The 19,729-nt window shown below is 42.9% G+C and carries 16 protein-coding genes; 2 read left to right on the forward strand and 14 right to left on the reverse strand.

The genetic code is table 11. The annotated features are described in order from the left end of the window. Window positions 1-83 precede the first annotated feature (83 nt). The 4 genes from AB9H30_RS11085 to AB9H30_RS11100 form a co-directional block, all read right to left on the reverse strand. Window positions 84-1,373: a TRAP transporter large permease gene (locus tag AB9H30_RS11085; protein ID WP_371194731.1), complete on the reverse strand. Its 1,290-nt coding sequence runs from the start codon at window positions 1,371-1,373 to the stop codon at window positions 84-86. Between the two features lie 5 nt (window positions 1,374-1,378). After that, window positions 1,379-1,876, reverse strand: a complete 498-nt coding sequence (locus AB9H30_RS11090; RefSeq protein ID WP_371194732.1) for a TRAP transporter small permease — start codon at window positions 1,874-1,876, stop codon at window positions 1,379-1,381. Next, complete coding sequence (locus AB9H30_RS11095; RefSeq protein WP_371194733.1) at window positions 1,873-2,868, reverse strand: TRAP transporter substrate-binding protein; 996 nt, start codon at window positions 2,866-2,868, stop codon at window positions 1,873-1,875. Before AB9H30_RS11095 ends, AB9H30_RS11090 begins: the two co-directional genes overlap by 4 nt. Before the next feature lie 377 nt (window positions 2,869-3,245). Further along, entirely contained in the window at window positions 3,246-3,983 is a 738-nt protein-coding gene (locus AB9H30_RS11100; protein ID WP_371194734.1) for a FadR/GntR family transcriptional regulator, read from the reverse strand. A 444-nt stretch (window positions 3,984-4,427) separates the two neighbouring features. On the opposite strand from AB9H30_RS11100, the gene AB9H30_RS11105 reads away from it, so the two are divergent. Continuing rightward, on the forward strand, window positions 4,428-5,375 hold the full coding sequence (locus tag AB9H30_RS11105; RefSeq protein WP_371194735.1) for a sugar kinase: 948 nt from the start codon (window positions 4,428-4,430) through the stop codon (window positions 5,373-5,375). Window positions 5,376-5,539: 164 nt separating this feature from the next. Continuing rightward, complete coding sequence (eda, locus tag AB9H30_RS11110; protein ID WP_371194736.1) at window positions 5,540-6,172, forward strand: bifunctional 4-hydroxy-2-oxoglutarate aldolase/2-dehydro-3-deoxy-phosphogluconate aldolase; 633 nt, start codon at window positions 5,540-5,542, stop codon at window positions 6,170-6,172. Between the two features lie 109 nt (window positions 6,173-6,281). Here the strand turns inward: eda and AB9H30_RS11115 are convergent, their stop codons facing one another. From AB9H30_RS11115 to AB9H30_RS11160, 10 genes are all read right to left on the reverse strand, one after another. Beyond that, window positions 6,282-8,486: a heparinase II/III family protein gene (locus AB9H30_RS11115; protein ID WP_371194737.1), complete on the reverse strand. Its 2,205-nt coding sequence runs from the start codon at window positions 8,484-8,486 to the stop codon at window positions 6,282-6,284. Further along, window positions 8,483-10,798, reverse strand: coding sequence for a polysaccharide lyase 6 family protein (locus tag AB9H30_RS11120; RefSeq protein WP_371194738.1), 2,316 nt, complete (start codon window positions 10,796-10,798; stop codon window positions 8,483-8,485). Before AB9H30_RS11120 ends, AB9H30_RS11115 begins: the two co-directional genes overlap by 4 nt. Before the next feature lie 96 nt (window positions 10,799-10,894). Continuing rightward, window positions 10,895-11,641 carry an SDR family NAD(P)-dependent oxidoreductase gene (locus tag AB9H30_RS11125; RefSeq protein WP_371194739.1) on the reverse strand — a complete coding sequence of 249 codons (747 nt, stop codon included), beginning with the start codon at window positions 11,639-11,641 and terminating at the stop codon, window positions 10,895-10,897. Between the two features lie 161 nt (window positions 11,642-11,802). Then, on the reverse strand, window positions 11,803-12,147 hold the full coding sequence (locus AB9H30_RS11130; protein ID WP_371194740.1) for a cupin domain-containing protein: 345 nt from the start codon (window positions 12,145-12,147) through the stop codon (window positions 11,803-11,805). A gap of 88 nt (window positions 12,148-12,235) precedes the next feature. Continuing rightward, complete coding sequence (locus AB9H30_RS11135; RefSeq protein WP_371194741.1) at window positions 12,236-13,114, reverse strand: NAD(P)-dependent oxidoreductase; 879 nt, start codon at window positions 13,112-13,114, stop codon at window positions 12,236-12,238. A 501-nt stretch (window positions 13,115-13,615) separates the two neighbouring features. Further along, window positions 13,616-13,864 (reverse strand): GlsB/YeaQ/YmgE family stress response membrane protein, encoded by a 249-nt coding sequence (locus tag AB9H30_RS11140; RefSeq protein ID WP_371194742.1) that lies wholly within the window; start codon window positions 13,862-13,864, stop codon window positions 13,616-13,618. A gap of 175 nt (window positions 13,865-14,039) precedes the next feature. Next, window positions 14,040-14,717 carry a hypothetical protein gene (locus tag AB9H30_RS11145; protein WP_371194743.1) on the reverse strand — a complete coding sequence of 226 codons (678 nt, stop codon included), beginning with the start codon at window positions 14,715-14,717 and terminating at the stop codon, window positions 14,040-14,042. Between the two features lie 285 nt (window positions 14,718-15,002). Next, entirely contained in the window at window positions 15,003-15,776 is a 774-nt protein-coding gene (gene ppk2 / locus AB9H30_RS11150; RefSeq protein ID WP_371194744.1) for a polyphosphate kinase 2, read from the reverse strand. 90 nt (window positions 15,777-15,866) lie between these two features. Then, window positions 15,867-16,556 carry a crotonase/enoyl-CoA hydratase family protein gene (locus tag AB9H30_RS11155; RefSeq protein WP_371194745.1) on the reverse strand — a complete coding sequence of 230 codons (690 nt, stop codon included), beginning with the start codon at window positions 16,554-16,556 and terminating at the stop codon, window positions 15,867-15,869. Between the two features lie 122 nt (window positions 16,557-16,678). Next, window positions 16,679-19,642 (reverse strand): diguanylate cyclase, encoded by a 2,964-nt coding sequence (locus AB9H30_RS11160; RefSeq protein WP_371194746.1) that lies wholly within the window; start codon window positions 19,640-19,642, stop codon window positions 16,679-16,681. Between the last annotated feature and the right edge of the window lie 87 nt (window positions 19,643-19,729).

Below are 19,729 nucleotides of genomic sequence, written 5' to 3' on the forward strand. Positions count from 1 at the left end.
TAGGGTGTAATATGAAGAGGACACCGCAATACATAGATAACGGTGCCTTGTTCATTAGAGGAGCGACAGTCTTGCAAAAAAATTTAAGGCGCAAGCAAGCCCGGTAGATAGGTACTAATTGATGGAAACGTCGTGACCATTATTAACACTACTATCATGCCGACATATAAGGGCAACATCGGCTTAACCATCTTCTCAATTTTAGTATTGGAAACTGCACAACTTACAAACAGGATTGCGCCCACCGGTGGAGTGCACAGGCCAATACATAAATTCAAGATCATCATTATACCAAACTGCAGTGGATCAATACCGAGTGACACCGCAATGGGTAAAAATATCGGAGTAAAGATTAAGACCGCCGGCGTCATATCCATAAATGCGCCAATCAGCAGCAAGATTAAATTGATAATGAGCAGAATCATCAATGGGTTTTCGCTAATGGTAAGCAAGGCGTTGGTGAGTTCTTGTGGAATATTCTCATAGGACAAGACCCACGATAATGCTGATGAGGTAGCTATCAAAAATAGCACTATTGCTGTTGTTTCAACTGTTTTAGTCAGGATCACACTGAACTTAGCCATGTCTACCTCTCGATAGACTCCCGCCGCTAAAGCAAGGGCATAAAGCACCGCGATAGCACCGGCTTCGGTAGGCGTAAACACACCGCTAATGATACCACCCATCACAATAAATATCAGCGCCAAGCTCGGCACAGCTTGCCAAACATGCATCGCCACAACCTTCAAAGGTAGGCGCTCTGACGCAGAGAATCCTTTGTGTTTTGCATAAATAACGCAGAATATCATCAAGACTAAAGCAACCAGTAAACCTGGGATGTAGCCCGCTAAGAATAGGGCTGATATAGACACTCCACCACTTGCAATCGCATATATGATCAAAATATTACTGGGTGGAATTAATAAACCAGTAGTTGAAGCTGCAGCGGTAATAGATGCTGAAAACTCAGGACTATAGCCCGCCTTTTTCATCTGCGGCACCATAAAACTGCCAATAGCCGAGGTAGCCGCAACCGCCGAACCTGAAATCGCCCCGAATAGGGTGCAAGACAATACATTGACCAGCGCCAAACCACCGGGCAAAGCACCGAGCAGAGCCATCGCGCAATTAATTAATCTTTTTGCTATTCCGCCCTGAGCCATAATTTGACCCGACAAAATAAAAAATGGGATGGCCATTAGCGCAAAACTATTAACGCCGTTGGTCATGCGTTGAGCGACGGTGGCAACTGCCGGGAAAAAGTCAATTGCAGTGACCATAAACAAGAGCGTTGACAATCCAATCGCGAATGAAATAGGTACATTTAAAAAGAGTAGTAAAAAGAAAATGCACAGTAAAAATATAACGGTCATTGTTTCTACTCCTCTAGAGCGTCGGGAATGGATTGCGGAAAAATAAGCGCGTTCAGCGAATATATCAAAATTAAGACTCCACTCAGCGGTACTACGGAGTAAACCCAGCTAATCTCTATGCCCATCACAGGAGACGATTGCCCAAGTTTGTCGGTCATATTCATTAACAGATACCCACCTATGATCATTACGCACACCGCAAATAACCCTACACAACCATGAATAATAAAATACATTACTTTGCGATAAGGCTCACTGGCTTGGCTGTAGATCATGTCTAGACCAAGATGGTTGTTATGGCGATAGGCCAGCACACAGCCTAATAAGGTAATCCAAATAAGCAGAAATCGTGCGAGCTCTTCCGTAAATGAACTAGGATCGTTTAACACGTATCGAGAAAAAACCTGCCATGTCACTGCAACAGTAACGGTGATTAACAAAAATTGTAAAAAACGGTTTAACAACGCGTCTAATACATTCAAAGCTCGATTAAAAGCACTCATCGTTTTGCCTCGATTTTATCTAAGATGTCGCCGACGGGAGTTCCAGAAAAACTGTCTTTAAACTCTTGCACACGCTCTTGAAACGGCGCCTTATCAGGATAAATAATGTTAATCCCAGCGGCTTTTAAAGCGTCTAAAGCGACCTGCGTGTCACTTGCCCATAATTTGCGTTGAAATATTACCGTTTTCTTAATGGCCGCTTTCAGCAAGTTTTGTTGCTCGGCGCTTAAACCAGACCAAACCTTTTCGCTGAACATCACAATACCCGGAATAGTATTGTGCTCGTCTAAGGTAAAGTTTTTACAAATTTCGTAGTGACGAGCCTTATAGTAAGTAATTGGGCTATTCTCAGCACCATCTACCACACCTTGCTGCAATGCGGTGTAAAGCTCACCAAATGAAATGGGGGTCGCAGAAGCACCTAGCTCTCTCATCAAGGCAACCGCCGATTGACTCTTCATAGTGCGAATTTTCATACCGGCTAAATCGTCTGGAGAGCTAATTGGCTTTGGACAGGTATAAAAGCTTCGACTGCCGGCGTCAAAAAATGCAAGTCCACGCAAATCTACCGCCAATGGTGACAATAAAAGTTCGTTTCCTAAGTCGCTGTTAATGGTGTTCCAAAAGTGCGCTTCATCATCAAAAACATACGGCAAGCTAAATACTTTCATCTCGGGAACAAATGCTTCAAGTGGACCCACGGAGACTTTGGCCATTGCTAAGCTGCCAATCTGCAGCAATTCGATGAGATCGCGCTCTGTGCCTAGTTGGCCGCTGGCGTATATTTCTAGCTCGATTTGACCATCAGACATTTCATTCAATTGCTGTTGAAAATATACCAATGATTTATGCACTGCGTGTTCCAAATCGACTGCATGCCCCAAGCGAAGTGTTAGTTTTGAATCAACTTGAGACGTTGATAGCAAAACAGCGCTTGAGACTAGGGTCCCCAATAAGAGTATGGATAGTAGGATCTTATAATGAACTGGCATCTTATGACTCTTTTAGCTGTAGATAAGTTGGCAACGCTAAGGATATATAGATTATTTCCAATTTATAATCTTGTTGTTACCAAAAAGTAAATTTGATATTACCAATCAATGTTTAAAAATACAATGAAGTATTCAACAGAATAGAAAGTAAGCGGTTTATTCTTAGTAGCTAACACCGCGCTTATCAAAATTTGCACATTAGCGTATAAACCGAGACAAGCAGTCAATAACAAAAGAAAAGCTTCAGAGTGGTTTATTTGAGAGAAAGTCTGGAAACAACAAGGCATTTGTGTGCACAAAAGCTTGCACAAACAACAAATTAATTAAATGCCCGCAAAAATGCGGGCATTAGAATCGCTTCAAATAAAAATTAAGCGCTAACCAACCAAATGCTTTAATGAATATAGGTCGCGGGTTTGGTTTGATTTTTTACGAACTTCTTCTAGGGCATTGGCTTCGCTCATTGCAAACAATGAGTTAATTAAGCGATGAAAATGCGCATGCATGGCAACTCTTGCAGCCTGCGTATCGTGTGCTTTAAGAGCGCAGTATATCGCTCGATGCTCTTCAAGGCGATCCTTGTCTGATTGGCTACACACACTGGAATACGCTATTTTTATATGCGCCTGAGAGTCTCTTAAATGCCAAAACTTTTCTACCGCAATTAAGATTGCATTGTTTCTGGTGGCCTTCGAAATAATAAGATGGAATTCTCTGTCTGCTTTTTCAGCATCGATACCACTTTCCATGGCATCTAAGGTTTTTTGCAAGGCATCTAACTCTGGCTCAGTAATCGACATAGCAGCGAGCGCTGCAGCCTCACCCTCAACCAACGCGCGAGCCTGCGTGAGTTCAAAAGCGCTCACATTTGCTGCGCTTTCTTTTTCTTTTTCATTGACGCTCTCAAGCACATAAACACCAGAGCTTGTTTTAACCTCAACGCGCTGCATTACTTCTAGCGCAATAATCGCTTCTCTGATGGTTGGCCGACTAACATTAAAGGTTTCTGCTAACTCTCGCTCTGGGGGCAAGCGACTGCCAGGAGGATACAAGCCTGATTCAATTAAACCTTCTATTTTTTCAGCTATCTGCCAAAACATCCGACGATTCTTCATTTTGTTACCCTTGCTCTAACTACGCGCAATTATGTGGCGCGTTTTGAATAAAATTTAGCTAAACGTAAAAACAGTATAATTACTTGTCTGATGATAACACCAATTGAGTTTGCTTTGTTTTACATCTGATATAGCCAAACCTGATGATACAATTAAAACTGCAATTATTAAACGCCGTGCATAGACCATTTTAGTTTAATATTACCAATTCTTATGCTTTTGGTAATGTCATTTGGTAAAAATGGTTTGACACTCATCCTAAATATTGATTACATATGCGTCTATTTTTTGCTTGTAAGTAGGCTTGACCTCTTAACGCTAATTAAGTGTTATGTGCAAGATGCTTGAGTTTACACCCAATAATCAAAAAGTAAATTAACTACGCAGAGTTTGGAGCGGCAGCTGAGCACTCGTTTTTTCAAACCATTCAAATAAGGCAACGCTATGACTAAACGTGAGAATTTGCTTTTCATTGGTGAACCAATGTTAGAGCTAGTATCCACACACAGTGGTTCATTAAAAACCTCTTTCGCTGGCGATGTCTACAATACGAGCGTTTACATAAAAAGAGCATTCCCAAGCAATCGGGTGCACTTTATGACCGCCATTGGGCAAGACAAGCTCAGCAACGACTTTATCTCTCAAGTGAAAAGTGAAGATATAGACACCTCTTACATCGGTTTGTCGTCAAATAAGCATATGGGCGCTTACATGGTCCTTAATGATGAAGATGGTGAGCGTTCTTTCATTTACTGGCGCAATGATAGTGCCGCAAAGCGCATGATGAGCTCACTTCCAGATATAGTAAAAGAAGATAGCGACTATCCATTTGCTTACATATTTTTTTCGGGCATCACGCTTGCAATCTTAGATAATGTTGAAAGAGAGAAGTTTTGGCAGTTTATAGCGTCCGCAAAAGCCAAAGGCGTAAGCTTAATTTTTGACCCTAACTATCGCCCCTTACTTTGGGGTGATGCGAGCGAGGCCAAAGCACAGTTTGAAATTGCCTATCAACAAAGCGACTGGTTGTTGCCGGGATTAGACGACTTTAAAGCTTTATATGGCATTGATTCTATAGAGGCCTGCATCGACTTTTGTCGAGATTATGACTTTACAGAATTAGTCATTAAACAAGGGCATGACCCTGTCCACGTTATTTCGCCAGAGGGCGCTAAAGTTATTGAGATAGAGCGCAGCTCAAATGTGGTTGATACCACTTCCGCGGGAGATGCGTTTAACGGTGTCTATATTGGCGCAAGGCTCAGCGGAAAGACGCCAAAAGAGTCGGTTCTTATGGCCAACTATGCGGCAATGAAAGTGATCGAAACACGCGGAGCCATAATGCCCAAGCCACTGTTTATGCAAGCAATATCTAGTTACAGCCCCAAATAGCAGTGTGGTTTTATGCATTAACAATACTAAGCGCGATAGTGTTGCACACGCTTCAATTGTATCAAGCTGTGCAAGCGCAAAGCTCTCCTGATTAGGCGTAGTTGCTGCGAATTAATCAAAACGAATTAAGTAAAATCATTATAAAAATAGAAAACGGAAAAAGCATGCAATCATTAGAAACAATAAAAGGTATTTTCTCTGAGCAGCGCCTGCTGCCGATCATTCAAGCTGAATCGATAGCAGATGGCCTAGAAGTAACCCGAGCAATGCAAAAAAGCGGTTTAAATGTGGTAGAGGTAGTCCTAAGAAACCAACAGGCCCTTAATTTAGCCATCGAAATTAAGCGCAACTTCCCTGAGTTAGTGCTAGGAATCGGCACGGTTTACAACACAGCGCGGCTTGATGACGCCTTACAAGCGGGTGCTGACTTTATCGTGACGCCTGCGGTAACGCCGACCTTAAGCGCCGCCCTAGCTAACTGCGGCAAACCCTGTCTACCCGGGGTATCGAGCTTGAGTGATATTGCGTGCTTGCTTGAATTAGGGTTTGAACAAATGAAGTTGTTCCCTGCAGAAATTTCGGGGGGCGTTGGTATGTTGAAAGCCGTGTCTTCCTTGTTCGGTGATTTATCGTTTTGTCCGACCGGCGGAATAAATGCCGACAATCAAGCCGCGTATCTTGCGCAACCAAATGTATTCGCTGTTGGCGGCACTTGGATGGTGCCAAAGTCGGCGGTAGAGAACAAGCAGTGGGATGCGATCACAAGAGCTTGTCAGCAGGCGATAGCGATATCCTAAGCGTTTTTATTTAACGCTATAAAAAGGCTTGCTCTGATAATCAGGCAAGCCTTTTTAGTATGTGTTGCTGCAAGACTAAGGCCTTGCTTACGCTACGCCTTGACCACTTTTAGTTTGCAAGCTGCAACAGCTCCGCATTACCCGTGATAACATGATTGCTTCCGGCATATTCAAAGGTCATTTTACTTTGTTCATTGGCTGCGTTTGCATTGATTGCCAACACATATTGTTCAGCCTCACCAAAGCTAATCTTGATCAACGTTAATCCCTCAGAAGTTTCGTTGCTCACATCTCTTAACTCAGTGATTTGGCTTGCGGCATCTCGCGTGAACTCTTTTGCGCCATTGTATTCACCGTGTGCTTCTAACACGCTTAAAAACTGATGATCCCCCGCGCCTTTAACGCGATTAATTAGGGCTTGATTAGCAATTAAGTTGAAGTTGGGATCATTGGCACCAATGCGCACCATCAGTAATTCTTGCCCATTTTCAACTACCGTAGAATGACTGTAAAAAGTACTGTCTTTCAGCCATGTCACTCGCGCTAGCTCATCTACTGGCTTACCTTGGGCTTGCAACCATAAGTACTGATAGCCATTTTGACTGCCTAAGGGCGACTGCGTTGTAGTATTGGCATTCATCGCAACATTGCTGTCTATATACTGCCCGTAAAAATGTACTGGCAAGTCATATTGATGCTGCCCTTGTGAATCAACATTAAGAATATCTATCACAAATATTTTACCTGATGGTGCATTCACCAATGCCATCGTTCTATCAAACACAATATTGTCGTAAGCATTACTCATGCTCGCTGAAGATATTTGTAGATGCTCATCAAGCTCCGTAAACAGCATATCTGGATGATATTTATTACCGGTAGATGTGTTGCCATCAAAATGACTCGTCTCATCTACTATTAGAGTATTGTGCGCAATGGTTTGCTTAGCATAAGCGTTGTTTTCTGGCAGGTAATGGCCACCATACTTCGCTTCTATGTTTAAAAAGCGAGCTGCACCATAGTCATAGACAATCTCTTTGCCTTGGTTATAAAACATGTAATGGAGCTTATCGAAGTGCCCGTGACCAAGACCCTGTGAAGTTGCCTTAAACACTAAGGTTTGGTGCGCTTCACTTTGATTTTGTCTCAACACTACCAATGCCCCTTCGTCACCATTGAGCCCATCAGAGAAGACGATTGACTCAAAAGGGTAAGCCGTTTGCTTTTGCTCGTCTAGCGCCTGCGCTACCGATAGGCCATAACCTGTTAGCAAAATTGTATCTTGCTCCTCGGCAATCTTAAGTAAACCACTTTGCGGATCAAGATTATAGGCAATCGCAATTCCGTGAACCAATTCGATGGTGTTGATACCTTTATCTTTTATTGCGTCGTTAATCCCAAAAAACAAACCGCCATAGCTTAACTGAACGGTCGCGTTCGTGGCTTTAGTCAGGATCTCATCTCTATGTTCAAAAATTTTACGCTCAGGCTCGTTGTTGTCGATCGCCTGCGCAAAAATGACAAAGGGAAGTAAGGCAAAACGCTGGTAGTAAGGCCCTTCGTTGTAATAACCTTGTGGTGAAAATAGCTCATCTAGCTGACGCATAAAACCGCCTTTACCAGACAAGTCTAAACCATATAAGGACTTTTCAACCCACTCAGGTTTGTCTAACACGTAACCTGACATACCGACTGCAGCGGTTGCCCACGTGCCGTGATTGTGTACTTTGTTAAAAGTGTCAGGTGATTGCTCAGATAAATAGTCGACCATCGGTTCAAAAAGCTGTGTTTCTATGTATTGCTGCTCTTGTGCACTGAGCGAGTCTTTCACGGCGTCATAGGCTTGAATAACGTGCACTAGCCACATCGCTTCATTTAAGCTTTGCCAAAATAACTTACCCGGTGTTTGCTCTTTCTTTTTAGGATGCAAAGGCAAGCTTGGGTACATGGCGGCATAGCCATTAAGATGACTTTTTACATAATTCAGGTATTTGTCATCTTGCGTAAGCAAATACAAACGACCAGCCATTCTCATATTTACATAATTTTGCTTATGCACTTCATGTGTATAACCGCCTCCCGCATCTGCAGGGACCGGTATGTTTATGAGCGCATCTAAGATCGCATCTATGCGTTGACGTTGCTTGTTAAACTCATCTGTAAAACGTCCAGGCGAGGCAATAGCAAGCTGCATTGCAGCAACTTGGTCGGCACTCTCTAAAAGATAAGCCGATTCCGCTGCAACTGCCGAACTAAATGAAGCAACGCTGCACGATACAAACACGATGCCAATAACTTTCCTAATAAGACTCATAAACTTTCCTCAATATTATCAATCAATACAGCTGTCGACTCACCCTTGGTGAATACTTCGGTCACGAGCGGCAATTTCACATCATTAAAGCGATTATTTTGAATTAATGTCTGTGGCTCACCCACCGTATGCTCGATAATGATGTCTGCACTGCTATTAAAAGTGTTATCAATCATGTCAGTATCTTGAACGCCATGCAGATAGATAGAAGCACCCGACTTATTACGCTTACCCAATCCAATGTTGCTCAAGGTGTTATTCGTAAACAAGAAATGGGGGCCGAAGGTGCTTTCATCAGTGCCACCGCGATATATTTTTGCTATGGCGCCTTGCACATTATCAAAGCTCGAATTTTGGAAAGTGACGTATTCCGCGTTGTAAATGCCGAGGTCGTCTTGCTCTTTATTCAAACGTAAAATATCACCGGTGATATTTGTAAAGGTACTGTCCTTGATGAGGATATCATCCGCTAAGCTCCTGTAGCCGGAATCAAAAACATGCGCGGAATGATTCACGTCAAGATTGCTAATGTTTACACCAATAATGGCCAAACGATAGTTTAACAAGGTAGGCGTACGAGAATTTCGAATGAGTACATTACCGGCCGAGTCGGGAGATTTTTCGCCATTAATATCAAGATTTTCTAAAGATAAGCTACCGCCATCGACAATTTCGAACGTTAAGGAGCGCATTGGGAATAAAGTTACATCACTATTTTCCGCACCTGCAATCGTAACCATAGTGCTAATTTGCAACTGCTTATTTAAAGAGTAGTTGCCCGATTCAAGCTCTATTCGATCACCTGAGCTTGCTTCACTTAGTGCATCCATTAATGCTTGGCTTGTAGCAACTTTCACCACATCACCTGAATTAAACTCTGCCACCGGGCCTGGCTTTGGATACCAACTTACGCCGACGTCGTCTTTGTTAACTGGCAAGGCCAACAAGCTAGCACCGATTTGCTTTGAGAGCGCAATATCACTTGTCAATAAACCATTTGCGTTGCGGGTGAGCTGAACATCTTGCACATCAAAACCATATGCAATTGTATCTGGCACGGCCAAGGTACTTATGTTTTCAGCAAACACAATCCCTGAAACATCGTCAAATATTTTAAATGGGTGGCTAGATTCGTTTACTACCAAGTTGCGTTTAAAGGTACTATTAATAGGCACCGCACTGCGCTCTGCATCACTACCAGCGGCTAGATTGATGTTACTTACGCCAACGATGGTGTTGTTTTCAATGATTGCACCATCTACTTGATGATAGCGATTAATACTCGAATTAGGCACACCGTTTAAAATGACAAAGCCGCCACCGAATCTTATCCCCGTGAGACCTTCCATATAATTGTTGCGAATAGTTTGCTGAGCATTGATTACGCGTATACCACCAGTGTGACTTTTCCCGTTACCCAGAAAGACATTCCCTTCAACTAAGTTATTGTTGCCATGGCGCAAGGTTAAGGTGCCGCGAGATTCAAAAAAAACGTTATTTTTAAAGCTATTGCTGCCCGATTTGTTAGAAATTATTTCAACTTCGCCATTTGCTCGGTCAAAGTAGTTGTTTTCTACGGTAGTAAATGAGTTGCTTAGTGAATATTTGCTGGTTCCGATACGCAAGGTTTCGCCGCCATTAGAGCCCAAAATCGGCCTTGGCCCAAAATAGTTATAATCAATTCTATGGTAGTTTTCTTGGCTTTCCAATGAGTTGAGCCTAACTGCCATGGTGACGCCGGCATTGCTTTTACCCACTAAATGATTATGGTCAAAACGGTTATGTTTGCCAAACAGAGCAACCCAAGAATCTGAATTAAACTTATCAGGGTTCGAAAAGCCATCAATAACAGTACGTGTCACCCTTGAGTGATAGGCGTATTTAGAGGACTCTCCCCTAAAAGCAATCACCACACCGGTCGGACTGTAACCGTCCTTGAATACCAGCCCAGATACTTCTAAATATCGCCCTTGTAAACTCAAGCTGGATTGACCTGATAAAATTACTTTACCCTCGGTTTGCGCCATCAATCTAATTGGCTTACCTTCAGTCCCCTCACCTTTGAGCAAAATTTCAGCATCGCGCCATACGCCGTTTGCCATGACTATGGTGTCGCCGGGGCCTAAGTTACTCGCTGCACTTTCATACTCTTCAATTGTTTTGACTAGCACGCCGTTAGTATCGGCAGAATAATCGCCGGAGTCGAGCAGAGCATTAGACGTTTGTTTGCAGCCAAAAAGCACTGTAGACATAGTGATTGCAAGCACAAAACTCGCGAAGTAGAACGACACAATACGTGTAAGCTTTTTCATGCAAATAGCCTTTGTAATTGAAAAGAAAAAATAGCATCCATGCTTTTTGTAATGTCCTTTTGGGAGCAATGATGGTGATTTAGGCCTAAATTCTGATCACGAGAACAGTAAGCCACCATTAATATCTATATTCGTGCCGGTCATATATGAAGAATTTGGACTGGTCAAAAACGCAACCAACTTAGCAACTTCTTCGGCTTTACCTTCTCGCTTTAAAGCGGTTGCAGCCGCCACGTTTGTTCTAACTGAATCATTGGTAAAGGTATCGTGGAAGCCGGTGCTAATCATGCCAGGACAAACGCTATTGACTCGTACCGATGAACCTAGCTCTTTTGCTAAAGCGCGAGTAAAAGTCATCACCGCACCTTTTGACGTCGCATATGCAACGGCTCCAGGACCGCCGCCGTCTCTCGCTGCTTGCGACGCGAATGTTACGATGCTGCCACCTTCAGACAAATGCGGGATCACGGCATGCGTCATAAGATAAAGGGAAGTTAGGTTGACTTCTAAGACCTTGTTCCAGTGGCTCAAATCCATTTCGGATATGGTCTTGCGTGCAATTAAACCGCCAGAAACATGCACTAGAGAATCAATTTTACCAAAAGTGTCGAGAGCAGTACTGACCGTCAAATTGACATCATCGGGCTTAGTCAGATCAGCCTGCACGGCTATAGCAGTGCCGCCTGCGGCACTGATTTTTGCAACAACTGCATTTGCACCATCAGCACTGGAATGGTAGGTAAGCAAAACTGAAGCGCCTTGCTCAGCGAGTTCAATTGCACAGGCAGCGCCGATATCTCGGCCACCACCAGCAACAATTACTACTTTACCGGTCATCAACATCTATGGTCTCCATAAAATCAAAGGCTAGAGTGTTTTAGCAATCTCATGCTTTGATTTGTTATCAAATTGTGAATTCTAACCAGATGGTAACCAATTGTTGCGCTTTAAGTCAACCAATTAATGCCTGTTGATATTACCAATTTAAAATTGCGCATAGCATGCTATAAATCGTCGACAAAGTCTTCGCGGGCAGGGCTAAAGGTGTCGATTAAGATGCCGCCTGTAGGTGATACTGCGCCATGATCAACATGTGGCGGCACAAAAAAACTGTCGCCAGCTTTTAAAACTTTGATCACACCATCTACATTGACATGAAACTCGCCCTCAACAACATGAGAAACTTGCGAGTGCCGATGGGCGTGAACATAGCCTTCTGCGCCTTTATCAAACCAGATTTTCACGGCCATTAACTCGTGGTTATAACCAAGCATTTGTCGTTTTAAGCCACCACCAATATCTTCAATTTCGGTTTCATTGCCAAATGAAAAGTGTTTACTTTGACTCATTATAAGTACCTTTTAGACGAAAACAGAGGCGTAAGCCTCAGATTTGTGAGTAATGTTCGCCCGCAGTTTCAGACTACGGGCTCAATATTTATTTATTCAGAGAAAGAAAATAATCGAAAATTTCAGGTACGTTACCGTTACCCATACCGGCATCTACCGCAGCATTTAGGTTGGCTGACGTGCCTTCTGCGATTTCTGCTCGAGTGCCAAGATCTTTTACCATTTCTAAGAAGTAACCTAAATCTTTATTCGCATTTGCAATTGAAAAGCCTAAGTCGCTCACCCCATCAACGGCGTAATTTTTACAAAACTGCATGAATGGTGAGCTCGATGGGCCAGTAGACATAATGTCAAATAATTGCTGACGGTCTACCCCAGCACGATCAGCAACTGCAAAGGCTTGCGACATAGCAGCAACAGTGGTCATACCCATGAAATTATTAATCAGTTTAGTAGTATGTCCGGCCCCTAGGGCACCAAGGTAAAACACATTTTCGCCTTGCTGATCTAGCACCGGCTTAACCTTATTAAAGGTCGCCTGGTCGCCGGCAGCCATGATGTTTAAGAGGCCGTCTTTAGCATGAGCTGGGGTGCGTCCGAGCGGAGCATCAATCATACCCGCGCCTTTCTTGGCTAAGTCTGCACCTATTTTACGAGTAGAGGCTGGAATAGAAGTACCAAAGTCAATCAATACTGCACCGGCTTTAATACCGCTTAAAATACCTTTCTCTGCATAGACGATACTTTCGACGACCTTAGAGGTGGTGACGCTGAGCATAATAATATCGCTGGCGGCTGCCAACTCTGCCGCTGATGCGGCTTCTGTAGCACCGTTGGCAACGGCCGCGGCCACTGCTTCTTTATTAAGATCCATTACAAAAAGCTCAAAGCCCTTGTTTAATAGATTCTCAACCATATTTCCGCCCATGAGACCTAGGCCTATAAAGCCAATAGTAGGTTTTGTCATGTCTAACTCCTAAATATTTTGAGGTGTGTCATTGTGATTATGAAAGGCGCTCATCCAAGTGTTCAGCTAATGCAGGCTGTCCTATTACACAATTACTTGTGATGCGAGCTTACCTTTACCAACGAATTTGTCACGATTTTGACTTTAGCAGAGCTTTCTTTCGAAAAATCAATACTAACCAATTAGAATCTATTTGTCAGCCAATTTTGTTAAAATTGGACAACCAATAAGTTAATTTTTTAATGCCAATAAAAAACCAATTTATAAAATAAATTTATGCCATTGAAATATATACCATTTTTATTATTTTAGATTTCATTTTTAAGTAAAAAAATATGAGGTGACTTTCTATACCTTAGCCAATTATTAGTCATAAGTGAGAAATCATGAATGCTAAATCAAGTAAGCACATGTAAGCGAGGCAATAAATGAATATAAAAAAATGCCTCTACTGTCGGAAGAGGCATTTTAAATGAGTTTTAAAAATGTGTTCAATATGACTTATTTTTTGACCTGGCGGTAAATAAACAGCAGTAGCAATGCACCAACAATTGCAGTGGCCATGCTTCCTAGACTAAATGTACCGACGGTTCCAAGACCGAACATTGAGCCCACCCAACCGCCTACAAAGGCACCTGCAATTCCCAATAAGGTAGTGATAATAAATCCACCGCCGTCTTTACCGGGCATGATCATCTTAGCAATAACACCCGCGATCAAACCAAATACAATCCACGAAATAATACCCATGCTAGTTCCTTTTTTATTGTTATGGCGAGTCTAGGTTTCCAGTTAAAGAGATAAATGTCAAGAAACCCCCCTCTTAGACTCTAATCTTTATGCTATTGAAGCTAACATTTGCTCACTCAATATTCTCGACATTACTATTATGCGGGAGAGGCGCAATGCGTTTGTTGATCTGTGTTCACTGGGAAAGATGCAAAATTATTTGTGAGCCGTTAAACATGTATTCCATATGCAATGACTGAGGGTTGTCCATTTTTAGCACCAGATTACTTGGGCCTTGCGGCACAAAGCTAGGATCATTGCTTCTTTGCGTGTCAATGACATACCCACCCGGCACAGATTGAATCAAACCGGCGTATTGATAATTAATGACATTGCCCCATCCATCTACCGTCATCAAGCTCGCCGACCAGTTTTGCTGCCCACCCGTTACCCCAGAAAACTGCATGCTGCCCTCTAGTGTGCCAGACAAATCAATCCCATTTTCTTCGTATTGATACAGGTACCACATCCCCATCGGGAAAAATACGTTAGAGGAAGCAGGTGCCGGCGCTGGAGTGTTTTGAGGGTTTGGATTTTGCGCAACCTGCGTGTTGCCTGTCTGGGAATCTTTAAGCTGTGGAGTGTCTGCGAGATTGACAATCGCTGTATTATTTGGCATCAAACGCGGAAACAAAACCATGCCAATACCAAATACAATAAGAATGATAGAAGGGTTACTGACATTCAGTTTTATCCCAAAACCTTCTACTTGGTTACCGCTTTGTGATTCACGTTTGCCGGCAATAAATAACAGCAAACCAATAATGATTAATGCAACTCCTAGGGCAACAATCACGTAGTCAAACGTATCCATGCTTAGTCCTTAGCGTTATTTTTTAATTAATATAGACTGAAAAATACACAAATGCACTTCAAATATCGGCTCCCTGCCTCACTTTATAGCTTTAACATTTGTTTATTTATTGTACGACTCGCCGGCCATCACACTTGTTTTCGTATATCAAATTCACCAAATTAATTAATAAAACAAATAGAAGGTATCAGGACGCATGGAAAACTGTGCGCGAGGAATAAATCAGAGTTACTCACACAGGCAGGTTGATTGCTATATGAGCAATATTGGTTCAGACAATTAAAACTAATTAGACCCTGTCAATCGACGCGCGTTACATACTATATTCGGATCGACTTCCCCAATAATCTCGGAGTCCTTATTCTCATAGTTAATAAGACTCAGCAAGTATTTTATACTGTGTATTCTTGCTCTACGTTTGTCGTCAGAACGGACAATAGTCCATGGTGCACTATCGGTGTCGGTAGTCGTTAACATATGCAGTTTAGCTTGCTGATACTCGTCCCATAAACCAATTGCAACCTCGTCGATAGCGCTTAGCTTCCAACGTTTAAGGGGATCGTTCCGTCTCGCTTCAAAACGTTCCTTTTGCACGTCTTGGGACACATCAAACCAAAATTTTACTAAGGTGATATCTGAGCGCACCAGCATCGACTCGAATTGCGGCGCCTGCAGCATAAACTCTTGATACTCATTGTCGCTGCAAAAACCCATGACTTTCTCTACGCCGGCTCGATTATACCAACTGCGATCAAACAGCACGATTTCGCCACCGGCAGGTAAATGCTCAACATATCGTTGAAAATACCATTGTTTACGCTCGGTATCAGAGGGTTTATTTAGGGCGACAATACGCGCCCCTCGAGGGTTTAAGTGATCGGTGAAACGCTTGATTGTGCCACCTTTGCCGGCAGCATCGATGCCTTCAAACACAATGACGATTTTATGCTCTGTAGCTTTGACCCAGTGCTGCAGTTTTAGAAGCTCTATTTGTAGATTTCTGAGTGTAGGTCGGTAGACATCATCTGCCAACTTCTCTGGATAAGGGAATAGACCCATCAACTTGAGTTCCTCGCTTCTGGTGTTGCTTTGAGTCAATCTGCTTTAATTGCGTTTTTCATGCTTCATGAACCTTGCCACGGCCCAGCACTATAGACTACCCGTTTTATCTTTTTCAATTGCCACATCTAAGATGGTTAGTAATTCAGCTCTGGCTTTTAATTTTGTATTGCGGTGTGCCTTCATATCTAGCTTAGTCATTGCCTGAGCAATATGACTCACCGAGGCAGGAAACTCTTGGACACTTACCACTTTATCCAAAAAACCCATAGTTACTGCATCTTTTGGCGAGACCATCTCAGCTAAAATTACACTTCGGTTAAAAAACACCGGAGCCAGTCGCCCGCGAGCTAACTCGACGCCTGCGTCATGCATACTCATGCCAATTGCGACTTCGTTAAGCCCTATTTTAAAATCACCATCCACACCAATTCGATAATCTGCCGAAAGCAGCAGGAAAGCCCCTTTTGCAACCGCATGTCCAGAGCAAGCCACCACCACAGGGTAAGGAAAAGATAGCAAACGACGAGACAATGTCGAACCTTTCTGAACAAGCTCCATCGCTTTATCCATGCTTTCTTTCATCACCTTTAGATCGTAACCTGCCGACAACATACCCGGAGTTCCGGTGATCACGACAACCGCTTTGGCTTGTTCAGCTTGGTCGAGCGCTTGATTAATATGGTCAATGACTTCATGCGAAATAGCATTTACTTTGCCGTTTTGAATGGTAATGGTAGCGACGTTATTTTCTATTTTAATGGCAACAACTTCCGACACAAGACTCTCCTATTGATAATGATGCTGCGTTTAAAACACGCAATTGTCTTAGTCTAATCTATTTGGATGGACTTCGGAAAATTTTAAACTGTTTGCGTAAAAGCAGATCTAAGTTTTCAAACTTAAATCAAAGATGAACAGATTTGATTGCGGCCATTTTGCTTAGCTTGATAAAGCATAACATCGGCTTTCTTAATTGCGATGTCGATAGTGCTACTCTTATCGAGTAAGGCAAGCCCTCCAGATAAAGTCACATTCGCCTTGATACCTTGAGCCTCAAACGGTTTTTTAGCAATGACCCGTCTAATATTATCAGCAAACTTCACGGCAGCACCGAGATCTTTTACCCTCAGCAAAAGAATAAACTCTTCTCCGCCCCAGCGACCGAACACGTCATCGGCGCCCAGCTCCGATTCAATTTTAGCGGCAACCGAGACCAAAACTTCATCTCCTACATCATGGCCAAAACCATCATTAATTCGCTTAAAATAATCTAAATCAAAGAGCACTATACAAAACGCGCTATCACCGCTACCCGCATTTTTGAGATACTTTTTAGCCTCATAGGTAAAACCTCGACGATTGAAAATTTGAGTAAGCGGATCAAGGTTTGATAACAGGCGTAGTTTATCATTCGCTTTTTTTAGGTCTTTAGTTTTGATGGCAACTTCTGCTGCAAGTTGCTCTGCGCGATAATATAGGGAACGTGAGCGCCATCTGGCATATGTGTATATCGCAAGAGCCGCCAAGAGCAACCAAAATACCACTGCAAATTTAGTGAAGTACCACGGCGGTGCAACAACAATGTTCAGTCTTACCGCTTCACTCAACCATTGACCATAGCGATTACTGGCCTTTATTTCTAAAATGTATTCACCGGTATTTAAAGAGGTGTAGGTGATCGAACGTTTGTCACTCTCTAGCCCTTGCCACTGATCATTAAAGCCAATTAAACGATAGGTATATTCGATCTTTTCTGGGCTAAATAGCTCAATAGCGGCAACCTCAAAAGATAATATAATATCGCTATGGCTGAGCATTAGTGTCTGTTCTTTTATCGGCGTCAGCGCATGGCTGTCGGCATTAATCTCTCGTCTGCCGGTATCTTCATTTAAAATTTCAATGGCAGTTATATGCAAAGGCGGCTTTGTAACTGGCCGCTTGACCTCTGAAGGGTGGAAATGCGTTATGCCATCAGATCCTGCAAAAAATATTCTGCCTGATGAGTTCACTGAAGGCGGACCAATAAAGTACCCTCCAGAACTGGTGCCATCATATTTATCATAGAACTCAATATTTGAAAGCGTTTGGTCAATTTTGATAATACCCCTGGTAGTCGTGATCCAATAGTTACCAAGTTGACCTTCAACCACTGTGCCCATCGAAATTGAACTGATTTCAGTATCAGGAAATAGCGCCTCAAAAGACAACTCGTTGCTAAGTGGGTCTTCCGTCATCAGGTAGAGACCTTTTGCCTGCGTCGCTACAAAGTATTGATTTTCGCGATATGCTGACACCCAGGTTAAAATGTTGTGAGCCAGAGATTTCGGGTCATCGGGGTCATTCACGTAAACATGATGAGTCTTCAATATAGGGTCTATTTTGACCAAGCCTTCTAAAGTGGCCACCCACACTTTGTTCTCGCTGCTAACGTGAAAGCTAATTGGACGTCCAACTTTGTAATGAGAAAGCACCTCGCCGCTTTGTGGATTGTAATGATAGACACCGTTGGTAACCGTCCCTATAAACAGATTGCCTTGCTCGTCACTATCAATTGCATAAATCGGCACTCCTGAAAATCCAACCGAAACTAGCGAGTCTTTTGCCTCGTTTAGTCTCGCTAAGCCCGCTCTCGTTCCAATCCAAAGCATATCATCGGCTTTTACATGATGAATACTCATTAAAGTATTGGTCGAGCCAGCATTCTCGTCGCCTGCTTCAAAGTCCAAGAGCCCCAATACGGTCATGTCGGAACCTACTTTCCACAGACCCTCTGGCGCCGTGACCCAGAGCACCTCATCAGTGTCTAAGGCTGACGAGTAGGTGGTTTTACTTTCAGGAATATGCACTCGGCTGAACAACAAAGCATTTGGGGCAACCGTGCTAAAGCCGTTGGTTAAGGTGCCATAAATAATCGTATCAGCTTCAGTCACGTAAAGGGAGTTAACAATTGACTTACTATCTGAATCATCCTTACGCATAGAGGTAGGCAGCAAAATTTTTGGGTCTTCAAATATTGATAAACCTGATGATGTTGCTACCCACAAGCGGCCAGATGAATCTTGCTCGATGTCGTAAATAGTATTATTGGCTAATCCCTGCTCGATAGCTACGTGTTGCTGGCTAACAAGCGCATCATTGTCAACAACAAACTGATATAGCCCTCGACCATTGCTTCCTGCCCATACAGCGCCATTTGCATCGATAAAGACTGAAAACATAAAAGTGCCGATTTGCAGAGGGCTAAGCCATTGATCACTATCAGAGTGATAACGGTATATGCCATTATTAGTGGCAATATAAACAATATTGTTTGCATCAGAGCTAAGTTCAAATATTTCTGTCTGCTGTTCAGCATTTTGGTTATTTATCTGCTCAATGGTACCTGTACTCGCGCGCCTTACAAACAGCTCGCCATCGGCCGCTATCCACATATTTTCTTGTTGGTCAAAATGGATGGCACTAAAGCGTTTATGCTTACCGCCCTCTTGCGAGGATAGAGATATCTCTTGAATTTCTGCGGTATCGGCGTCAACTAGGTTTAAGCCTCCGGCAGTACCCACCCATAAATCACCGGTAGATTGCTCTAATTCGATATCCAGGACGCGTAAGCTGCTTAACCCTTGTTTGTCTTTTGACACTAGGCCAAAATTTACAAAAGAATAACCATCAAAGCGGTCTAGTCCGCTCTGTGTTGCAAGCCAAATATACCCATTTAAATCTTGTTCGATGTCATAAACGGTGGCTTGAGATAAACCATCTGCCTGGGTGTAGGTACGCTTATATGACAAAGCATCTGCAATACTCGCAGAGTGGGCGAATGCAGCCACCCAAAATGTCAAAACTACGCCTAGCCATATTCTCAAGCCAATCACCTTTAAAATGTGTAATTTTCTGCAATGTAAAAAACACCAAAACCATCAAAAGCAAGCATCGATAATTGATGAGGAGTC

This window comes from Glaciecola sp. SC05 (assembly GCF_041380235.1).
GTDB lineage: Bacteria > Pseudomonadota > Gammaproteobacteria > Enterobacterales > Alteromonadaceae > Glaciecola.

Excerpts from the sequence above, each read along its gene's own strand:
- AB9H30_RS11085 (WP_371194731.1), bottom strand. The coding sequence starts at position 1,373 with ATGACCGTTATATTTTTACTGTGCATTTTCTTTTTACTACTCTTTTTA.
- AB9H30_RS11090 (WP_371194732.1), bottom strand. The coding sequence starts at position 1,876 with ATGAGTGCTTTTAATCGAGCTTTGAATGTATTAGACGCGTTGTTAAAC.
- AB9H30_RS11095 (WP_371194733.1), bottom strand. The coding sequence starts at position 2,868 with ATGCCAGTTCATTATAAGATCCTACTATCCATACTCTTATTGGGGACC.
- AB9H30_RS11100 (WP_371194734.1), bottom strand. The coding sequence starts at position 3,983 with ATGAAGAATCGTCGGATGTTTTGGCAGATAGCTGAAAAAATAGAAGGT.
- AB9H30_RS11105 (WP_371194735.1), top strand. The coding sequence starts at position 4,428 with ATGACTAAACGTGAGAATTTGCTTTTCATTGGTGAACCAATGTTAGAG.
- eda (WP_371194736.1), top strand. The coding sequence starts at position 5,540 with ATGCAATCATTAGAAACAATAAAAGGTATTTTCTCTGAGCAGCGCCTG.
- AB9H30_RS11115 (WP_371194737.1), bottom strand. The coding sequence starts at position 8,486 with ATGAGTCTTATTAGGAAAGTTATTGGCATCGTGTTTGTATCGTGCAGC.
- AB9H30_RS11120 (WP_371194738.1), bottom strand. The coding sequence starts at position 10,798 with ATGAAAAAGCTTACACGTATTGTGTCGTTCTACTTCGCGAGTTTTGTG.
- AB9H30_RS11125 (WP_371194739.1), bottom strand. The coding sequence starts at position 11,641 with ATGTTGATGACCGGTAAAGTAGTAATTGTTGCTGGTGGTGGCCGAGAT.
- AB9H30_RS11130 (WP_371194740.1), bottom strand. The coding sequence starts at position 12,147 with ATGAGTCAAAGTAAACACTTTTCATTTGGCAATGAAACCGAAATTGAA.
- AB9H30_RS11135 (WP_371194741.1), bottom strand. The coding sequence starts at position 13,114 with ATGACAAAACCTACTATTGGCTTTATAGGCCTAGGTCTCATGGGCGGA.
- AB9H30_RS11140 (WP_371194742.1), bottom strand. The coding sequence starts at position 13,864 with ATGGGTATTATTTCGTGGATTGTATTTGGTTTGATCGCGGGTGTTATT.
- AB9H30_RS11145 (WP_371194743.1), bottom strand. The coding sequence starts at position 14,717 with ATGGATACGTTTGACTACGTGATTGTTGCCCTAGGAGTTGCATTAATC.
- ppk2 (WP_371194744.1), bottom strand. The coding sequence starts at position 15,776 with ATGGGTCTATTCCCTTATCCAGAGAAGTTGGCAGATGATGTCTACCGA.